Raw genomic sequence first — 18,452 nt, forward strand, 5'->3', positions numbered from 1 at the left:
TTCGACACCGGCTGGAATGTGGTCTGTCAAATCAAGTGTCCGCCGAGCGTCGTAGGTGCGTGTGAGGCAGTTCATATTTGTGCGCAGCAAATCTATGAGTCTGCAGGTTTTATATCCAAAATCCTCCACGCTTCACCGGCCCGTGCGGCAAACCCCCGCACTGATTCATTGACAACTCACAAGAAAGTTTCCGGTGCTGACCGCGAAAATTAGGATTCGCCCAGAAGTGTTTCGTTGTGCTCGCCGGTGGCCGGCGGGGGATCGGCGAGCACCGCGCTAAAGCTCGAGTAGCGCGCGGGCGTCCGGATCACCGTGACGGCGTCATCGCCACTGCCGACCTGCAATGCCAGCTCGTTCTCGGCGAACAACGGCGTTGTGACGACCTGTTTCCAGGTGTAGGCCAGGCAGGCCATCAACCCGCCTTCGTGCAGCAGTTCGACCCATTGCGCGGCGGTCTTGGCGGCTAGGGCCGATTCCAGTTCTTCGGTCAATTCCGCGTAGTTGATCGCCCGCGCGCGTTGGTCGATGAAGCGCTCGTCGTCGAGGAGATCGGGCTGGCCGATGATCTCGCACAGCCGCTGCCAGTGCTTGGGCACGTAGGCGCTGATCAGCAGGTAGCCGTCGGCGGCGCGGAAGGCATCCGATGGCTGGGTCGCAAAGGCAACCCGTTTGCGGCGCGCGCCCGCGGGTGTCTGCTCGGGCCTTTTCGGCGCGTCCGAACTGGGACGATTGAGGTGCATGGTGAGCTGGTTGGCCTGCAGCCCCACCGCGACGTCGTACATCGCCACCCGGACGGTGTCGGCCACCCCGTGCCGCTCGCGGTTGAGCAGCGCGGCCAGGACCGCCTGGGCCAGCACATGCCCGCTGGCATTATCGACCAACTGAAACGGGATGATCTGTGGCTTGCCGTCGGGGGTGGGCATTCCGGTGGTCATTCCCGCCTCGGCGGCGACCATCAGATCGACGCCCGGTCGAGTGCCGTGCGGGCCGTTGCCGCCGAATGCCGACAACCGGGCATAGATCAGTTTGGGGTTGCGGGCGCGCAGGTCCTCGGGGCCAAGGCCCATTCGCTCCATCACGCCGGGCCGAAACCCCTCCAGCACCACGTCGGCGGTGTCGGCGAGCCGCAGGATCTGCCGGCGAGCCGTGTCGGTGGACAGATCCACCGACACCGACTTCTTGCCCCTGTTGTTCGGTAGGAAATAGGTCGCTAGCGGCGGGCGGTGCGGCAGCACGGCGGTGATGTGCCGCGCCGCCTCACCGCCGGGGGCCTCAACCTTGATCACCTCGGCGCCCAGGTCGGCCAGGACCTGTCCGGCCAGCGGCCCGGCAACGTTCTGGGTGAAATCGAGCACCCGAAACCCATCGAGTGGTTTGGCGGGGTTGCCCTCGGGCATCGGCAAATCCTTCCCTGCGGCGCGTGTCACCAGGCGACCGGCTCGGCGCGCTCGGTTGGACGAGTCGCGACATCGTGACGTTCGCCCCGGAAACTCAAGCTGTCAAGTGGGACATCAAGATCGGCCACTGCTCAGCCCGGTTGACGAGCCGCCGGGGCGGCGCGGCACGACGTGGCTCACCCGCTGCCCTCCGGATCGCGCAGGATGGCGTTTTGCAAGGTGGTGGTGAGCCAGGTTTCAAAGCGCTGCAAGGTGAACCCGTCGTGGGTAACCATGATCTCGTGGCTGGCTGGACTGGTGATGGCCCAGGCGGTATCCACCGCGTCTTGACGGGGCAATCGCAGGGCGTCGTCGGGAATGGTCACCAGCAGTGCCCGCATCGTTTCCCGGCGCAGCATCTGGATCTGATGCCACTCCGCTGCGATGGCGCTGTCGACGCCGGATCCGTCGCGGTAGGCGCGCCACGCTATCGCCGAGCGCCGTGCCGCGTCGCAGACCAATGCCGAAACCTGGGCCAGGGTCCCGGCGGGGCTATCGGGTTGAAGTTGAGCGGCAAAGTGCTGTCCCGATGGCGCGGCGTCGGGGGCGAGGGTGCTCTCGAGATAGCCGCGGAGCAGCGCGCGTTTGCTGCCCCAGGCGAGGTAGAGCGTTTGCACGGTCACCCCGGCTCCCTCGGCGATCCGGCTGACCGTCGAGGCGACGTATCCGACACGAGCGAATTCTTCGGCGGCGGCCGTGAGCAGCAGGTGACGGGTCTGCGCGCGCGACGCGGCCCCCGCTTCGCGTACCCGGGTTGTATTTCGCTGCCGCTTTCTTTCCATCGAAGTCAGCATACTTCAGCGTGCTAGATTATAACTCAATCAGGATTGAGTGTCACTCAAGTGTGTGCGTGAACAGGAGTTATCGTGCCGACGCGAAATCCAATCTACGATCGTCCATGGCGGCGGGCCGGGGTTGTCCGCTACGCGGCGGCTCGGGTACGGGCAATCCTGCGGCCGCCGGTGACGGTGTCGGCGGCGCCGCCGGACCTGGTGGTGGACCGCGACGTTTCGGTTCGGATGCGCGATGGCGTGGTGCTGCGGGTCAACGTCTACCGGCCCCCCGGTTCGGGGCCGTTTCCCGTCATCCTGGCGGGCCATCCCTACGGCAAGGACCGGCTGCCCAAGCGCAGATGGTGGGGCTGGGGCATCAATCCGCAGTTCAGGATCCTGCGCCAGCCCGGCCAGGTGGAGATCTCGAGCGAGACCAGCTGGGAGGCGCCCGATCCGGTCTGGTGGCTGGCCCATGGCTATGCCGTTGTCAACGCCGACATCCGCGGCGCCGGGACATCCGATGGCGCCGGGGCGTTGATGTCCGACCAAGAAGCCGAGGACGTCTACGACCTGATCGAGTGGGCCGGCGCCGCGCCTTGGTCCAGTGGCGGCGTCGGCATGGCGGGCGTGTCCTACCTGGCGATGGCACAGTTCAAGGCCGCCGCGTTAAGACCGCCGAGCCTCAAGGCGATTTGCCCCTGGGAGGGGTTCACCGATGCGTACCGGGACATGTTCAACCCCGGGGGAGTGGCGGAAAAGGGCTTCTCGCGAGTCTGGCAGACCGGCACCAAGCATGTGATGCGGGTGACCGAGGACATCGGCGCGCAGCGCCGGGTGCACCCGCTGCGTGATCAGTGGTGGCAGTCCCTGGTACCCGACCTCGGCCGGATCGAGGTCCCGATGCTGGTCTGCGCCAGCTTTTCGGATAACAACCTGCATGGGCGCGGTTCTTTTCGGGCATTCGAAAAGGTCGGTGCCGAAGACAAGTTCGCCTACACCCACCGGGGCGGCAAGTGGACGACCTTCTACAGCCCCGAGGCCCGCCAGGCCCAGCTCGCCTTCTTCGACCGCTATCTCAAACACCTTGATGTGCCCAAACCGCCCCGGGTTCGGCTCGAGGTGCGCGAGCGGGGCGACGTCATCGCGGAGACTCGCGCCGAGCGGCAATGGCCACTGGAAAACACCGACTGGCGCGACCTCTACCTGGCCGACGACGGTGTGTTGGACCATGAGCCCTCGGCAGCCGAGGGATCGGTCACCTTCCACACTCGCAGGCGCGCAGCGGCATTCACCCTTCCCGTGGTGGCAGATCTCGAGCTCACCGGTCCGATGAGTTTGGCGCTGTGGGTGTCAGTCGAGGGCGCCGACGATGTCGCGTTGTTTGCCGGCGTTGAGAAATGGGTTGGCAACAAATGGGTTTCGTTTGAAGGGTCCTACGGTTACGGCCGGGACCGGATCACCACCGGGTGGCAACGCGTATCGCTGCGAGAACTCGATGTCGAGCAGTCGACGCCGTACGAGCCGGTGCACACTTTCGCACACTCCCAGCCGCTGTCGCCGGGTGAGGTTGTTCCCGTCGAACTCGCATTGGGCCCATCAGCAACCGCCTTTCACCACGACGATCGCATCCGGCTGGTCATCGCCGGTCGCCAGCTTGCCCCGCGCAATCCGCTCTACGGAAGTTTTCCCGCCCTGTACGCGCCCAGCCCGCCGGCGCGCTGCACCCTGCACTGGGGAGCGGACCGGCCGGCACGGTTGCGGGTGCCGGTCACCAGCTCCGGCGACAACGCCCCAGCCTGAGAATTACTACCGCCCAGCTCAACCGCGCCGCGCGCCAACCTGTCCGAGGGTCACAGAAACTTGACCTACCCATCGCCTGATGAACACTTCCAGTTCGGTCGGCAAGGTAGGTGACTTGGCCGGCGACGCCTGCTGCGATGTGTCCACAACAGCTGCGCATACCGGGCACTCCGGCGATGCGGCCTGGCAACAGGGCGTTCGATGGGCGCGCCGACTGGCCTGGATCAGCTTGGCCGTATTGGTCACCGAGGGTGCTGTCGGGGTGTGGGAGGGCGTTGCCGTCGGGTCCGTCGCATTGACCGGATGGGCCCTCGGTGGCGCATCCGAAGGGCTGGCCAGCGCAATGGTGTTGTGGCGGTTCACCGGTTCCCGCACGTTGTCGGAGACCGCCGAGCGCCGCGCCCAACGTGGCGTCGCCGTGTCTTTCTGGTTGGTTGCGCCGCTGGTTGCCGCGGAATCCATTCGCCACCTCACCGACAAGCACGAGGTTGGCACCTCGGTGATCGGAATCGGGTTGACGGCCTTCGCTTTGGTCGTCATGCCCATCCTCGGCCGGGCCAATCACAAGCTGGGTGTGCTCTTGCAGTCCGGGGCCACCGAAGGTGAAGGCACCCAGAATTATCTGTGCGCGGGCCAAGCCGCCGGGGTGTTGCTTGGGCTTGCGATCACCGCGGCCTGGCCCGGCGGTTGGTGGATCGACCCGGGGATCGGGCTCGTCATCGCCGGCATAGCCGTCTGGCAGGGTGTCAGAGCCTGGCGCGGCCAGGACTGCGGCTGCTGAGTAAGGCCTCGCCGATCCGAGGCCCTACTCGAGCATCGAGGCCTCACTCCAGGCGGTACCGGATCAGCCGGGAGCTGTTGGCTACCACCGCCACTGAGGACGCGTTGTGCAGGATCGCGGCCAGCACCGGTGAGAGCGCACCGCCCGCACCGATCAGCAGACCGGCGGCATTGACGGCGATCGACATACCGTAGTTCTGCCGGATCACGTCGACTGCCCGCCCACCGAGATCGCGGACGTCGAGCAGCCGATGCAGATCGTCGTTGGCCAGCGCCACATCGGCGGTCTCCACGGCGACGTCGGTTCCGGCCAGGCCCATCGCGATTCCGATATCGGCGGCGGCCAGTGCCGGGGCATCGTTGATGCCGTCACCGACCATGCCGACCACGTAGCCCTCGTCCTGCAGGTCCCGCACCACTTCGAGCTTGTCCTCGGGCATCACCTCGGCGCGCCATTCGTCGATCCCCAGCTCTTCGGCGACGACTTTGGCGATGTCGGGGTGATCCCCGGTGAGCATGACGATCCGGCGAACTCCGTTGTCCCGCAACTTGGTCAGCACCTCGGCGGCCTCGGGCCGCACTTCGTCGCGCAGGCTGATCAGCCCGACCAGCGTGCCGTCCACGGCGAGCAGCAGCGGTGTTTCGGCCTGTTGCCGCAGCTTGCCGACCCATTCCGATGCCTTCTTGGATACCTTGACCTGCTCCGACTCGAGCAGCGATGGGCTGCCGAGCAGCAGGGTCCGGCCGTCGGCCCAGGTTCGCATGCCCAGACCCACCAGGACCTCGCACTCCTCGTGCGGCGGGATGCTGATGCGGCGTTCCTCGGTCGAACGGATCACCGCCTCGGCCAGTGGGTGACGGGAGTGGATTTCCGAGCTGGCGGCGTAGGCCAGAACCTGCTCGGGCTCCCAATCCTTGTGCATCGCAATAATGTTGGTTACCACCGGACGTCCCACGGTGAGCGTTCCGGTCTTGTCGAACACGATTGCGTCGACCCGGCCGGCCTGCTCGAGGTGCGATCCGCCCTTGATCAGGATGCCGCGCCGGGCGCCGTTGCCGATGGCGGCGCTGATCGCGGTCGGGGTGGACAGGCCTACCGCGCATGGGCACGCGATCAACAGCATCGTCATCGCGCGCCGGACATCCCCGGTGACCAACAAGGTGATGGCCGAGACGATGAACGAGGTGGGCACGAAGCGGCGAGAGAAGTTCTCGCCCACCGTTTGAATCGGTGCCCGGTCGTTCTGGGCTTCTTCGACCCTGGTGATGATCCGCCCGATCGTGGTCTGGTTGCCGACCGCCTGCGCACGCACCACCAGGCGCCCGCGTACCACGACGGATCCGGCGTGCACGGTCGCGCCGGCCACGACGCTGACCAGCAGGTTTTCCCCGGTGATCGCCGACTGGTTGACGATGGCCTCACCGTCGACCACTTCACCGTCGACCGGGATGGCAACGTGATCGTGCACGACGACCTCGTCGCCGATCTGCACACTGTCGATCGGTACCTGGACCTCGGTTCCTGCTTCGGGGCCGTCGGTCAGCCGGATCCAGGCGGTGTCCTGGTTGCCGCGCAGTAGCTCCGAGATGGCGCGCCGGGTCCGGCGCAGGGTCAGATCCTGCAGGTACTCACCGATATTGAGCAGCCACAGCACGGTGAGCGCGACGACGTTTTCCCGCAGGATGAGGCTGGCGATCGTGGCCGCCGAGACCAGCGCGTCGGTGCCGGCCTTGCCGGAGCGCAAGGAGCGCAGGGCGCCGCGCAGGAAGGGATAGCCGGTGAAGATGGTGACACCGGTGGCCACCATCCTCCCGCTCGGCCCCAGCAGTGGTGGGCGCGCGAACACATACCGGCGAACGCCCAGCAGGGCCAGTGCCGCTCCACCGATCACCATGCGCAGCACATCGGTGTTGCGGATCTCGGTCGAGTGGGGTGCGCGCGCCGGGATCAGTTCGGCGGCAACGTGCTTGGCGCCGCCGATCGCTTCCAGTACCGCGGCGCGATCACAACGTCGCGGTGAGTACCACACCACGACCGACCCGGTGCGCGGGTAGGCGTGGACGACCCGTACCCCGTCCTGCTTGGCGACGGCCTCTTCGACGGCTACCGCGCGCCGGGAATTGCCGCGTACCCAGTCCGCCCGGACGCGCATGCGTCCGGCCGCGTCGGAAAGTACGACCAGGTCGGTGGTGTCGTCACCGTCCGCACCTGCTGGGACCTCTTTAACGATCGCTAGGGTCATGTCGCCGGATCAGTGGTCGTGGTCGTGCGCGCCGACGGCGGGGGTGGGCGCCTCTTCGCCAATGCGTTCGCGGGCCTCGGACATCACGTCGGAAATCTTGAGCCGGGCCGACTCCGCGGCCTCTTCGGCCTTGCGGGTTCCGCGCAAGCTCAGCTCCGCTGCCGACACCGCGGTCTGGCGCAGTGGTGCCTTCTTCGCGGCCTTGCGGACCACGTCATAGGCTGCCGCCCCGACCACACCGTGGACCACGAGTGTGCCTAGCTTCGCGAACAATCCGTACGCCACCATTACCTGAACCTACCTTCCGTCGTGTTCTCGCCTTGGGCCTTCGACGCTAACATCTAAATATCGCGATATCAACATGTATTGGGCGTGCCGAGTGCGGCGCTGATCACGCGCCGGATCACAAGACGCGCGACACCTTTTCCATCTCGATCCGGCGCTGCATGGCCGCCGGATCGGGGTTGGCTACCTGCACCAACGACGCGCCCACGGACAGAATTGCCAGCAGGTGATCCACCAACTCACCGGGGCTGGTCCAGGTACCGGTGGACAGCACCCGGTCGGCCGCCGTCAGGTGCCGCGCCGCCGCCGACTCGGCGCACTCTCGCAGCACTTGTTCGACCGATCGGCCGGCCAGCGCCGGTCCGGGCAGCCGTTCGGGACTGATCTGGTCGCCGTGCACCCGCACCGAGGTCGCGTAGTCGGTGACGCCCACCGGTAGGTCGGGAGCGGGGCGGCCGAACGGGTCCAGTGACAGCACCGCCACCTCGCCGGCCGCGTCCTGCACGGCAATGTCGGCTTCATCGAGGCGCCCCGCGGTGCACAGCGCGACGTCGGCCGCACCGTCGAGCACCACTTCGGCCCCGATCCACCACACCCCGAACAGCACCGCAGCGGTCTGCCAATGGGCCGGCAGCAGAATCGCGACCCGGCTTTGCGGCCCGGCGGCCAGTTCGTCGCGCAGCAGGTTGGCGGTCTTGGCGGCCCAGTTGGCCAGTGTCACCGCCGACAGTTCGATGTGCTCGCCGGTGGCATCGTCGTAATAGGTGATTCGGGGGCCGACGGGATCGGCCCGCAGCATCGGGTCGAGGATCGCCGCGCTGAGCGTGCTCAGTTGATGCACTCCGGCTGATCTGATCCGGCGGTCAGGATCGGCGACGGCGGGGGAGCGGTGTCGGAGTACCCGGGGTTGGACGCATGCGCGGGAGCCATCGCGCCGCCCAGCCCGGAGCCCGGGCCGCTGTAGTCGTTGGACAGCACCACCCGAACGGATCCGCTCGGTATCGACGTGTCGGCGACCACCGGTAGGCCGCCCAGTTCCTTGGCGACCTGCTGTGCTCCCAGATCGTCGGTGGTGGCGGCGCGAACCTGGCTGAGCTTGACATGGCCGGCCTCGTTGTTGCCGACCGAACCGGTGGTAAACCCTTTTGCGCTCAACACGTCTGACACCGCTGCCGCCAGTCCGTTGATGTCGGTGTCGTTGACCACGTCGGCGGTGGTCTTGGCGGGCGCGTACGCGAGTTCCGCGGTCTTGCCTTCGTTCTGCTCGTTGAGCAGGCTGCCGACCCAGTCGGCAACCTGGTGCGGGTCGACGCGGACCACGCTTTGCATGCCGTCGTCACTCCAGCCGGACCCGTCGAGCACCGGGATGGTGGCGAAGGCGACGTTGCCGCCGGTCAGCTGTTGTAGCTGTTGGACGAAGTCAATGATGTTCCAGCCGGAAGACAGCACCACCGAGCGCTGCACGGCCTGCTCCAGGCGCCGCACCGTCGTCGGGCTGGACAGTGTCTTGCCGGAGATGACCCGGTGGGCCAGTGAGGCCATCACCGCTTGCTGACGCACCACCCGGTCCAGGTCGCCTCGGGGCAGCTCGTGGCGCTGACGCACGAAGGCCAGTGCCTGCGGACCGGTGAGTTTCTGTCGCCCGGCCGGAAAATCCGCTCCCGAAAGCGATTCGTAGACGGGCCCGTTGAGGCAGACATCGACGCCACCGAGCGCATCGGTGATCAACGCGAAACCCAGCAGGCCGATCTCGGCGTAGTGATCGACGGTGACACCGGTGAGGTCGGCAACGGTCTTGATCAGCGCCTCACGCCCGGCCTCGGTACCCGCGGCCGCGGCTTCCGCCGCCGACGCGCCGGCCTGGACCAGGCCGGCCCGCTTGGTCTCCCTGGTCTGGCCGTAGACGCCGTTGATCTTGGTCTTGCCCAGGCCGGGGGCCTGGACATAGGAATCGCGCGGGATCGATATCGCGGTGGCCGACCTCCCGTTGTTGGGGATCCGGACCAGGATGATCGTGTCGGTGTTGGTGGCTTCCTCGTCGCCGGCCCGCAGGGTCGCCAATTCTTCGGGCGTCAGCGGGTTGCCGTGGGCATCGGTACGGCTGTCGAGGCCGACCAACAGAATGTCGATCGCGCCGTCGTCGGCGCCGTGTCCCAGCGAGGGTGCGGACATGTGGAAGATGCCGCCTTCGAAGGACCGGACGTTGGTCCACGCCAAACCGGTGCCCAGGACGACCACGACGGTCAATGCGGTAGCGACCGCACGAACCACACGTTGCACAGGCATCACTGTAGGGTACTTGTGTAACAGCCGCTTTCCTGTTAGCCCGCTCCGGCGTGCCAGACTCGAACGCATGGTTGGCAGGTCGGAGAGGCTGGTTATCACCGGCGCAGCGGGGCAGCTCGGCAGTGTTTTGGCTGCCCAGGCGGTGCGTGCGGGCCGTGATGTGTTGGCAAAAACGTCATCGGAATGGGACATCACCGACGCCGCGGCCACCGAGGAGATCATCGGAACCGGTGATGTCGTGATCAACTGCGCGGCCTACACCGACGTCGACAGCGCGGAAAGTGACGAGGCTCGCGCCTACGCCGTCAACGCCACCGGCCCGGAAAATCTCGCCAAGGCCTGTGCGCGCGCCGGTGCGGCGTTGATTCACGTCTCCACCGACTACGTATTCGATGGTGATCACGCTGATCTGCCCGACGGGGCGCAGCCGCAACCCTACGAGCCCGGCGACAAAACGGCGCCACAGGGCGTGTACGCGCGCAGCAAGTTCGCCGGTGAGCGGGCGGTGCTGGCGGCCCTGCCCGATGCCGTCGTGGTGCGGTCGGCCTGGGTCTATACCGGCGGGACGGGCAGCGATTTCGTCGCCATCATGCGCCGACTGGCCGCTGGAGAGGGCCCGGTGGATGTGGTGGACGACCAAACCGGGTCACCGACCTATGTCGCTGACTTGGCGGCCGCGCTGCTGGAGGTGGCCGATGCCGGCATGCGCGGGCGCCTGCTGCACGCCGCCAACGGGGGCGCGGTCTCGCGGTTCGGGTTGGCCCGCGCGGTGTTCGAGGAATGCGGCACCGATCCGCAGCGGGTGCGCCCGGTCAGCACCGCACAGTTCCCCCGGCCGGCGGTGCGGCCGGGCTACTCCGCGCTGGGCGGGCGGCAGTGGGCCGCAGCAGGCCTGACTCCGCTGCGTCCGTGGCGCAGTGCCCTGGTCGCCGCGTTGGCCGCGGCTTCGGACCGGGCGTTGGCCGGTCGACCGGTACCCTCGACGAGTGACTGACGTCCTGCCGGTCGTGGCGGTGACCTACTCGCCGGGCCCCCACTTGGAGCGCTTCTTGGCGTCTTTGTCGCTGGCCACCGACCGTCCAGTGAGTGTGCTGCTGGCCGACAACGGCTCCACCGACGGAACACCTCAGGCGGCCGTCGAGCGCTACCCCAACGTGCGGATCTTCCACACCGGGGCCAACCTCGGGTACGGCACCGCGGTGAACCGGGCCGTCGCCCAGCTCACCGAACAACCGGAGCCAGACGACTGGCTGATCGTGGCCAACCCGGACGTGCAGTGGGGTCCGGGCAGCATCGACGCGCTGCTCGAGGCCGTCGAGCGCTGGCCCCAGGCCGGGGCGTTGGGCCCGCTGATCCGCGATCCCGATGGATCGGTGTACCCCTCGGCGCGCCATCTGCCCAGCCTGGTCCGCGGCGGTATGCACGCGGTGCTCGGGCCGGTATGGCCCCGCAATCCCTGGACCAAGGCCTATCGCCAGGAACACCTCGAGCCCAGCGAACGGCCGGTGGGCTGGCTATCGGGTTCGTGCCTGTTGGTGCGCCGCTCCGCGTTCCGCCAGATCGGCGGTTTCGACGAGCGCTACTTCATGTATATGGAAGACGTGGACCTCGGCGACCGGCTGGGCCAGGCCGGCTGGCTCAGCGTCTATGTGCCGTCGGCGGAAGTGCTGCACCACAAAGGCCACTCCACCGGACGCGATCCGGCCAATCACCTGGCGGCACACCACCGAAGCACCTACATTTTCCTGGCGGATCGCCATGCCGGCTGGTGGCGGGCCCCATTGCGCTGGACTTTGCGGGGATCGCTGGCGGTACGCTCCCGTCTGATGGTGCGCAGTTCGCGCCGAAAGCTGGTAGAAGGGCGGCACTGACTTGGCAACCAACGGCGTCGACGCGGTGGTCCTGGTTGGTGGTAAGGGCACCAGGCTGCGCCCGCTCACCTTGTCCGCACCCAAGCCCATGCTGCCCACGGCTGGGCTGCCGTTTCTCACCCACCTGCTCTCGCGCATCGCCGCGGCGGGGATCGAACACGTGGTGTTGAGCACGTCGTATCAGGCCGGGGTGTTCGAGGCCGAGTTCGGCGACGGATCCAAGCTGGGCCTGCAGATCGACTACGTCACCGAAGACAAGCCGTTGGGGACCGGTGGCGGCATCGTCAACGTCGCCGGCAAGCTGCACCACGACACCGTGATGGTGTTCAACGGCGACGTGCTCTCCGGTGCGGATTTGGGCCAGCTGCTCGACTATCACCACCAGAACCAGGCCGACGTCACCCTGCACCTGGTGCGGGTGGGCGACCCCCGGGCATTCGGCTGCGTGCCCACCGAGGACGGCCGGGTCACGGCGTTCTTGGAAAAGACACAGGATCCGCCCACCGACCAGATCAACGCCGGCTGCTATGTCTTCAAGCGCGAGATCATCGACCGGATTCCCCGGGGCCGTGAGGTATCGGTGGAACGCGAGGTGTTCCCCTCGCTGCTGTCCGACCCCGACATCAAGATCTACGGCTACGTCGATGCCACCTACTGGCGGGACATGGGCACGCCGGAGGACTTCGTGCGCGGCTCGGCGGATCTGGTGCGCGGGATCGCGCCTTCCCCGGCGCTACAGGGCCAGCGTGGCGAACAACTGGTACACGACGGCGCGGCGATTGCTCCCGGCGCGGTACTGATCGGCGGCACCGTGGTGGGCCGAGGCGCCGAGATCGGACCCGGTGTCCGGCTGGACGGCGCCGTCATCTTCGACGGCGTCAAGGTCGAAGCGGGCAGTGTGATCGAACGATCGATCATCGGCTTCGGTGCGCGCATCGGCCCCCGTGCGCTGGTCCGCGACGGCGTGATCGGCGATGGCGCCGACATCGGCGCGCGCTGCGAGTTGCTGCGCGGTGCCCGCGTCTGGCCCGGCGTCTCCATTCCCGACGGCGGCATCCGCTACTCGTCGGACGTGTGATCGCCGGCCGCCCAGGCTGCGGTCGGTGTCAGGCCCTCTGTGCCGCGCGGTCGACCAGGTATCGCAGCGCGTGATCGGTGCCCGGCGGCAACGCATCCGGCGGCCACCACTGCAGATCGTCGGATTCCTCGCTGACCGTTATTTGCGCCCCGGCCGGCGCACGCGCCACGAACTGCAGGTCGAGATGACGTGTCGGCACGCCCAGTGAACAGGTCACCGGGTGGACATGCACGGCCACCAATTCGGGGTCGATGAGCAGGTTGTCGATGCCGGATTCTTCGGTCGCTTCCCGCAATGCCGCGGCGACGATGTCATGGTCGTCCTCGCAGTGCCCGCCCAGCTGCACCCAACGGCCCAGCCGCGGATGCAGGGTGAGCAGCACGTGGCCACGCTCGTCGAGCACCAGCGTCGACGCGGTGATATGACCGGCTTCGCACTCGCGCAGACACGCATCGGCGCGGGCGTGCAGGAAGGCCAGCACGGCATGACGTAGCGAGTCCTGGGCCGGGTCCGGGGCCCGCCACTGCGACAGCATCGCGATCGCGGACTCTCGAACACCGACGGGGGCAACCTTCATCGTGATCCCCGTTTGATCCGGCGATCACGCAGCGTCATCCAGGCCGAGCGGCATCGCGCCACGGCGTCTGGAGCCATGCCCAGTTCGCCGATCAGCACATGTCGGTCCACCAGGTCCAGCGCCTTGTCGATCTCATCGGCCTTGAGCAGCAGGTCCACATCGGTGGCCAGCTCGGCACCCGCACGGGTGGGCGGGGGAATCGGAAGTAGCTCGGCCTCACGGGGTTCCAGTTCCAATATGCCTCCTCCGTAACTGCGGCCCATGATCTCGGCGAAGGCGAACGTCACGCTGTTGTGGAACGCCACGGCCAGGGCCGTCGGGTCGACCCGGGGCCCTGCCGTCTTGATCCGGACCCGATGCACCGTGTCGGTGCTGGTTGCCGCCGCGGAATTGACGCTCAGACGCGGCGTCCGATGTATTTGGCGCAGCATGAACAAATCTGGGACCCACAGCGACGGTGTGCTCCACCACGGCTTGCGGATCGAGCACTTGTAGCCCAGGTGGACACCAGCCGCCTCGCCGGCGTCGATGTGCGCGATCAGCGCTGGGTCGGCCGGATCGGCGGGAGCGTCGAGCAACCAGGTCCGATGATCGGCGGCGATATCGCTTGCCCGGCAGTCCGGGTCGTAGACCAGACCACGCAACTGCGCGCTGCGCGAAACCAGCGGCACGCAATGTGCCGCCAGCCCCAATTGGCGGGCCACGGTGTCGGTGAAAGTGAAGAAGCTGTTGCGGCCCGTCACGATTCCCACATTCACATCGGCCACCGCGCCCAGCCGGATCATCGCATCGCATTGTTTGAGCGCGCGCATTGTCTGAATTTGACGGGGGTCAAGAAAGTATTTTGTCCACTTCTCATTTTCGTGATGCAGCGCGGCCGCGGGCTCGACTTCAAGATCAGCGGTCGCAAGCGCGTCGGCGTCGCCGAGGTTGACCGTGCGGATCTGCGCGGCGTCACTGCCGACGACACCACAGAACAAAACAACTTCCTGCAAGACTCCGTCGAATACCAACCGGTCGAAGGTCACCAAGGTGATTTCCCGGAACCGGTTCAGCAAGAATTCGCGTAATTGACCGGCGTAGCCGACCTGAAGCAGTTCGGCGGGTAGCACCAGACCCACTCGTCCGCCGTCGCGCACCACGATGGTGCTCGCCACAACGAACGGTACCCATGCGTTGGTCAATCTGGTGGGGTTCAGTCCGACCTGTCGCATGAGTTCCAAAGCCGGGTCTCGTTGGTCGGCCGGCCAGTTTCCGAACCTAATGTAGGGCGGGTTGCCGGCCACCCCGTCCCAGCGGCCGGTCGCTGACTCGTCCAGCCAGGTGAACAGGTTCGTATTGTCGACGGGCGCGAACCGTCGAGCCTTGGCCGCTTCGTCTGCGATGAGCTCCACACCCCGGGCGCTGCCACTGGCCGCGGCCAGCTCGGCCAGGATCCGGCCGTCGCCGCACGATGGCTCCAGGATCTTCGTCCCGGCCCGGCCGACCCAGCGCGCCAGAAATCGGGCTACCGGCGCCGGGGTGTAGTAGCCGCCGCGGACCTTGTCGGCAGACGCGGCGGTCTTGCCCGCGAACGTCTTCATAGCTCCAAGTATCGTCGCAGCCGTCGGCTCACTTGCGGATCAGCAGGTCCCCGGGGTGCACCGGGTCGCGTAACTCGGCCGGCTGCTGCGCGTAGCCGATCGCGATGGCGCCCAATGGCTCCCAGTCGGCAGGCAGCTGCAACTGTGCGCGTACCAGGTCGGCGGCAAAGATCGTGGAGCCGATCCAGCAACTGCCCAGCCCGCGCACCGCCAAAGCCACCAGCAGGGCCTGCACGGCCGCTCCCACCGCGACGGTGAACATGGTGTGCTCGGCTTGGGTGCGGGCCCCGTCGGGGTAGGTGTGCGCGCCGTCGGGGACCAGCATCGGAATCACGACCTCGGGCGCATCGTAGAGAATCTGACCGCGCGTGACTCGGCGTTCGATCGAATCAGCCGACCTACCGTCGCCGGCGAGGTCGTGGCGCCACTTGTCTTTCATGGCGTCGAGCAGCGCAATTCGGGTGGCATGGGATTGCAGCCAGACGAACCGCACCGGGCGGGTGTGGTGTGGCGCCGGAGCGGTAAGCGCCTCTGCGACGGCGGCCTCCAGCAGCTGCGGAGGGACCGGCTCGTCGGCGAACTGCCGGATCGACCGGCGCATCAGTTGGGCTTGTTGGTGGCCCAGCTCGATGGCTTCGGCGGTGCCCAGCCAGAACAAGTCTTCCTCGCCCGGCCGCACCAGATTCCGGGCGGTTGAGCCGTCGTCGCGCACCGGCAGCCCGCGCACCACGGCCACTGGCATCGCGGTCAGTTTGCCCTTGACCAGATCCGCCGCGGCGGCGATTTCGTCGGCGACCGCGATCTCGGTGACAATCAACTCGTTGCCATGCCGGTCGGTGGCGCCCGAATAGTTGTGCAGTACCGAGACGCCGGCGGCGCCGACCGCGGCGTCGATCTGGCCGTTGCGCCAGGCGCGGCCCATGGTGTCGGTGATGACCACGGCGACGGTGACACCGAGCCGCTCCCGCAGGCCGGTCCGCAGAGCCGCCGCACTGGCGTCGGGATCGACTGGCAGCAATGCCAATTCAGATCGATCCACGTTGGAGCCGTCCACGCCGGCGGCAGCCTGGACCAGTCCGAGCCGGCTCTCGGTGATCAGGGTGCGGCCCTTGCGTGCGAGTACCCGCACCGCTTCGTCGTCGACCAACTTGCGGCGCAGCTGATCTCGGGCTTCTTCATCGGCAGGTGCGGTCACCAACCGGCCCTCGCACTTGGACACCACTTTGCTGGTGACCACGACTACGTCGCCGTCGCGCAACCACGGTGCGGCCGTGGCGATGGCCGCGCTGAGCTCATCACCGGGGCGGAATTCGGGCAGGCCCTCGACCGGCAAGATCTCGATGGCCGATGCCGTGCCGTGTTCGCCCGTCGGCGGTAGCGCAGGACCGCTCACACCGTCACGCCTGCAAGCTCGAGACCGGCCCGCACCATCTGTGCCGTCGCTTCCGGGTCACTCATTAGCAGCGGTATCGATCGCACCGTGACCGAGTCGATTTCGGCCTGATCGCCCTCGGCGACCAGCCAGTAGTCGAGTACACCGGTGGCGGCGCGGGCGCCGTAGTGCCGGCCGACCGCCTCCGCGGTGGTGTCCACACCGATCACCGAAAGGCAGGCATCGGCCATGCCGCGCACCGGCTTTCCGGCGATGATGGGGGAGTAGCCGATGATCGGGGCGCGGGTGGCCCGCAGCGCGGCGCGGATGCCGGGAACCGCAAGGATGGCCCCGATGCTGACCACCGGGTTCGACGGCGCCAGCATGACGACATCTGCATCGGCAATCGCTGCCGTGACTTCTGTTGTGGCGCTAGCTATTTCGGTGCCGATGAAGGCAAAGCTATGTGTTGGCAGTTCGGCGCGATAGCGCACCCACCATTCCTGGAAATGGATCGCCCGCTGCTGCTGGTCGGTCGGATCGGTGACCACAACGTGTGTCTCGCAACGATCGTTGCTCACCGGTAGCAACGTCGCGCCCGGTTGCCAGCGATCGCACAGTGCCGTGGTGATCTGTGCTAGCGGGTAGCCGGCCCGCAGCATCTGGGTGCGCACCAAATGGGTTGCCAGGTCTCGATCACCCAGCTGGAACCAGTCGGGCTGGACGCCGTAACGTGCGAGTTCCTCTTTGGCATGCCAGGTTTCGTCTCGATGGCCCCAGCCGCGCTGGGGGTCCACGCCGCCGCCGAGGGTGTACATGCAGGTGTCCAGGTCTGGGCAGATGCGCAGCCCGTGGATCCAGGCGTCATCGCCGATGTTGACCACTGCGGTCAGTTCGTGGCGCGCGTTGTCGTCGGGTGTGGCAAACTGGCCCAGGCCGAGCAGACGCTGCGCCCCGAGTAGGAAGCGGGCGCCGCCCACTCCGCCGACGAGAACGGTGAGCTTCACAACGCAGGACAGTACCTGTTGGCTAAGGCAGGGTCGGGCGGGGTCAGGTACGCGGGATTAGTCGGGCGGTAGTCTGTCGGCGCACATCGTGACCGACCCGTGACCGAGCCAGGAAGGACTTTCGGCAAGTACTGTGACGAGTTCCATTCGACACGCCCGGACCGCAACTGAAACAGAAACGCCGAATTTTCATCACGAGATGATATGGAAATGCGCCGTAGTGCTTGACCAGGCTGCCCAACCCGTGTCTAATCACATCAGTGTCATTTCCCGGTTGGCCGGCCGGTTTCGGTGTCGCAGACCGAGATTCGATCACTAGTTCGAATTGGGTTGGCTGTACATCAAAACAGTGGGAAACCATTCATTATCTATTAGGTGAGGAGGCGGAGGCATGCCCTATGAGCACCTTCGGGGCGTAATGGGAGGCACACCGCACACCACGGCCGGTTCGGTGACGGTGTCGCCGATGGAAATTGCCCGGCCGCATTTGAGTTTGGTTCCCGATGCGTCTGCCGCATTCGAGCCTGAACCGCTGCCGGAGCCGGTAGACCCGCCCGCCGACCAGTGGCAGGACCGCGCCCTTTGCGCGCAAACCGATCCCGAGGCTTTCTTCCCGGAGAAGGGTGGCTCCACCCGGGAGGCCAAGAAGATTTGTCTGGGCTGCGAGGTGCGGCACGAGTGCCTGGAGTACGCACTGGCCCACGACGAACGCTTCGGCATCTGGGGCGGCCTGTCCGAGCGCGAACGCCGCCGCCTCAAGCGCGGCATCATCTGATCAGAGCTGAGTCGGATAGGGTCCAGATCTGATCCACTGCGGATGCGACTGGGCCAACCGTCGATCTAGTCGTCGCCGATGGTCGGATCGATGACCGAGGGTTCAACGTCCAAATGAATGGCCACCTGGGCCACCAAGATCTCATGCAGTAGTTCGCCAAGCTCGATGGTGTCTTTAGCCCGTCGCTCTATTGGCTTGCGGAACAAGACAATTCGCGCCCGCGTGGAGTTGCCGCGGACGTCCACTCCTGCCGGAATCAGCCGGGCAAGCGCAATGGGGCCGTCGGCGATCACTTCGGGCGGCCACTGCACACTGTGCGGATCCTTGGCTGCGATGCGGGGGATCTCGTCGACCGCGATGTCCAGTTCGGACAACCGATCTTGCCAACGACGCTCGATGGGTTCGTATGCCTCCAGCACCGCCATGTCGAAGCGCTCGGCGCGGCTGCGCCAGCCGGGCACCGTGGGCGGCAGCAGCGGGCCGCGCAAATCGCGACCCCGGCGTCTGGCTCGGCGCGACGCGGGCCTGCCGCTGGGCCGACCGCTTCGCTCGAAGCCGCGGTAATCGCTCACGCGCCGATGGTAAC

At 66.8% G+C, this 18,452-nt stretch carries 17 protein-coding genes; 6 read left to right on the forward strand and 11 right to left on the reverse strand.

From position 1 onward, the window contains the following. Positions 1 to 209: 209 nt before the first annotated feature. Both CKW46_RS09280 and CKW46_RS09285 read right to left on the reverse strand, forming a co-directional pair. Positions 210 to 1,397 carry a CoA transferase gene (locus tag CKW46_RS09280; protein WP_015354834.1) on the reverse strand — a complete coding sequence of 396 codons (1,188 nt, stop codon included), beginning with the start codon at positions 1,395 to 1,397 and terminating at the stop codon, positions 210 to 212. A 176-nt stretch (positions 1,398 to 1,573) separates the two neighbouring features. Continuing rightward, positions 1,574 to 2,218: a TetR/AcrR family transcriptional regulator gene (locus tag CKW46_RS09285; RefSeq protein ID WP_252872710.1), complete on the reverse strand. Its 645-nt coding sequence runs from the start codon at positions 2,216 to 2,218 to the stop codon at positions 1,574 to 1,576. 84 nt (positions 2,219 to 2,302) lie between these two features. Between CKW46_RS09285 and CKW46_RS09290 the strand changes: the two genes are divergently transcribed. Then, positions 2,303 to 4,009, forward strand: a complete 1,707-nt coding sequence (locus CKW46_RS09290; protein ID WP_482053083.1) for a CocE/NonD family hydrolase — start codon at positions 2,303 to 2,305, stop codon at positions 4,007 to 4,009. 79 nt (positions 4,010 to 4,088) lie between these two features. Beyond that, entirely contained in the window at positions 4,089 to 4,790 is a 702-nt protein-coding gene (locus CKW46_RS09295) for a cation diffusion facilitator family transporter (protein WP_011740563.1), read from the forward strand. Positions 4,791 to 4,833: 43 nt separating this feature from the next. On the opposite strand, the gene ctpC is transcribed toward CKW46_RS09295, so the two are convergent. The 4 genes from ctpC to CKW46_RS09315 all read right to left on the reverse strand — a co-directional run bounded on the left by ctpC (position 4,834) and on the right by CKW46_RS09315 (position 9,606). Further along, positions 4,834 to 7,032 carry a manganese-exporting P-type ATPase CtpC gene (ctpC, locus tag CKW46_RS09300; RefSeq protein ID WP_015354837.1) on the reverse strand — a complete coding sequence of 733 codons (2,199 nt, stop codon included), beginning with the start codon at positions 7,030 to 7,032 and terminating at the stop codon, positions 4,834 to 4,836. Positions 7,033 to 7,041: 9 nt separating this feature from the next. Continuing rightward, positions 7,042 to 7,320, reverse strand: a complete 279-nt coding sequence (locus CKW46_RS09305; RefSeq protein ID WP_011740561.1) for a DUF1490 family protein — start codon at positions 7,318 to 7,320, stop codon at positions 7,042 to 7,044. 115 nt (positions 7,321 to 7,435) lie between these two features. Beyond that, the gene (locus CKW46_RS09310; protein WP_252872709.1) at positions 7,436 to 8,158 is read right to left on the reverse strand and encodes a TIGR03089 family protein; all 723 of its coding nucleotides are present in this window, start codon (positions 8,156 to 8,158) and stop codon (positions 7,436 to 7,438) included. Next, a complete protein-coding gene (locus tag CKW46_RS09315; protein ID WP_412176891.1) occupies positions 8,146 to 9,606 on the reverse strand; it encodes an LCP family protein in 1,461 nt (486 codons plus the stop codon). Before CKW46_RS09315 ends, CKW46_RS09310 begins: the two co-directional genes overlap by 13 nt. A 64-nt stretch (positions 9,607 to 9,670) precedes the next feature. Between CKW46_RS09315 and rfbD the strand changes: the two genes are divergently transcribed. The 3 genes from rfbD to manB are packed head-to-tail and all read left to right on the forward strand — an operon-like array spanning position 9,671 to position 12,552. Beyond that, a complete protein-coding gene (gene rfbD / locus CKW46_RS09320) occupies positions 9,671 to 10,597 on the forward strand; it encodes a dTDP-4-dehydrorhamnose reductase (RefSeq protein WP_482053084.1) in 927 nt (308 codons plus the stop codon). Beyond that, the gene (locus CKW46_RS09325; RefSeq protein ID WP_012393148.1) at positions 10,590 to 11,474 is read left to right on the forward strand and encodes a glycosyltransferase family 2 protein; all 885 of its coding nucleotides are present in this window, start codon (positions 10,590 to 10,592) and stop codon (positions 11,472 to 11,474) included. Before rfbD ends, CKW46_RS09325 begins: the two co-directional genes overlap by 8 nt. A 1-nt stretch (position 11,475) precedes the next feature. Continuing rightward, positions 11,476 to 12,552, forward strand: coding sequence for a mannose-1-phosphate guanylyltransferase (gene manB, locus CKW46_RS09330; RefSeq protein WP_011740556.1), 1,077 nt, complete (start codon positions 11,476 to 11,478; stop codon positions 12,550 to 12,552). Between the two features lie 28 nt (positions 12,553 to 12,580). Here manB and CKW46_RS09335 read toward each other — a convergent pair whose 3' ends face one another. The 4 genes from CKW46_RS09335 to cofD are packed head-to-tail and all read right to left on the reverse strand — an operon-like array spanning position 12,581 to position 17,091. Beyond that, positions 12,581 to 13,129, reverse strand: coding sequence for an NUDIX hydrolase (locus CKW46_RS09335; RefSeq protein WP_012393149.1), 549 nt, complete (start codon positions 13,127 to 13,129; stop codon positions 12,581 to 12,583). Continuing rightward, complete coding sequence (locus tag CKW46_RS09340) at positions 13,126 to 14,712, reverse strand: Eco57I restriction-modification methylase domain-containing protein (protein WP_482053085.1); 1,587 nt, start codon at positions 14,710 to 14,712, stop codon at positions 13,126 to 13,128. Before CKW46_RS09340 ends, CKW46_RS09335 begins: the two co-directional genes overlap by 4 nt. Before the next feature lie 28 nt (positions 14,713 to 14,740). Then, on the reverse strand, positions 14,741 to 16,105 hold the full coding sequence (locus CKW46_RS09345) for a coenzyme F420-0:L-glutamate ligase (RefSeq protein WP_202098275.1): 1,365 nt from the start codon (positions 16,103 to 16,105) through the stop codon (positions 14,741 to 14,743). Continuing rightward, entirely contained in the window at positions 16,102 to 17,091 is a 990-nt protein-coding gene (gene cofD, locus CKW46_RS09350) for a 2-phospho-L-lactate transferase (protein ID WP_015354845.1), read from the reverse strand. Before cofD ends, CKW46_RS09345 begins: the two co-directional genes overlap by 4 nt. A gap of 418 nt (positions 17,092 to 17,509) precedes the next feature. On the opposite strand from cofD, the gene CKW46_RS09355 reads away from it, so the two are divergent. After that, the gene (locus CKW46_RS09355) at positions 17,510 to 17,866 is read left to right on the forward strand and encodes a WhiB family transcriptional regulator (RefSeq protein ID WP_020788379.1); all 357 of its coding nucleotides are present in this window, start codon (positions 17,510 to 17,512) and stop codon (positions 17,864 to 17,866) included. A 65-nt stretch (positions 17,867 to 17,931) separates the two neighbouring features. Here CKW46_RS09355 and CKW46_RS09360 read toward each other — a convergent pair whose 3' ends face one another. Further along, on the reverse strand, positions 17,932 to 18,354 hold the full coding sequence (locus CKW46_RS09360; protein WP_020727278.1) for a metallopeptidase family protein: 423 nt from the start codon (positions 18,352 to 18,354) through the stop codon (positions 17,932 to 17,934). Between the last annotated feature and the right edge of the window lie 98 nt (positions 18,355 to 18,452).

This window comes from Mycobacterium liflandii (assembly GCF_022354805.1).
Taxonomy (GTDB): Bacteria; Actinomycetota; Actinomycetes; order Mycobacteriales; family Mycobacteriaceae; genus Mycobacterium; species Mycobacterium marinum.

Coding starts and splice junctions, on each gene's coding strand:
- CKW46_RS09280 (WP_015354834.1), bottom strand. CDS start 1,397: ATGCCCGAGGGCAACCCCGCCAAACCACTCGATGGGTTTCGGGTGCTC.
- CKW46_RS09285 (WP_252872710.1), bottom strand. CDS start 2,218: ATGGAAAGAAAGCGGCAGCGAAATACAACCCGGGTACGCGAAGCGGGG.
- CKW46_RS09295 (WP_011740563.1), top strand. CDS start 4,089: ATGAACACTTCCAGTTCGGTCGGCAAGGTAGGTGACTTGGCCGGCGAC.
- ctpC (WP_015354837.1), bottom strand. CDS start 7,032: ATGACCCTAGCGATCGTTAAAGAGGTCCCAGCAGGTGCGGACGGTGAC.
- CKW46_RS09305 (WP_011740561.1), bottom strand. CDS start 7,320: ATGGTGGCGTACGGATTGTTCGCGAAGCTAGGCACACTCGTGGTCCAC.
- rfbD (WP_482053084.1), top strand. CDS start 9,671: ATGGTTGGCAGGTCGGAGAGGCTGGTTATCACCGGCGCAGCGGGGCAG.
- CKW46_RS09335 (WP_012393149.1), bottom strand. CDS start 13,129: ATGAAGGTTGCCCCCGTCGGTGTTCGAGAGTCCGCGATCGCGATGCTG.
- CKW46_RS09340 (WP_482053085.1), bottom strand. CDS start 14,712: ATGAAGACGTTCGCGGGCAAGACCGCCGCGTCTGCCGACAAGGTCCGC.
- CKW46_RS09355 (WP_020788379.1), top strand. CDS start 17,510: ATGGGAGGCACACCGCACACCACGGCCGGTTCGGTGACGGTGTCGCCG.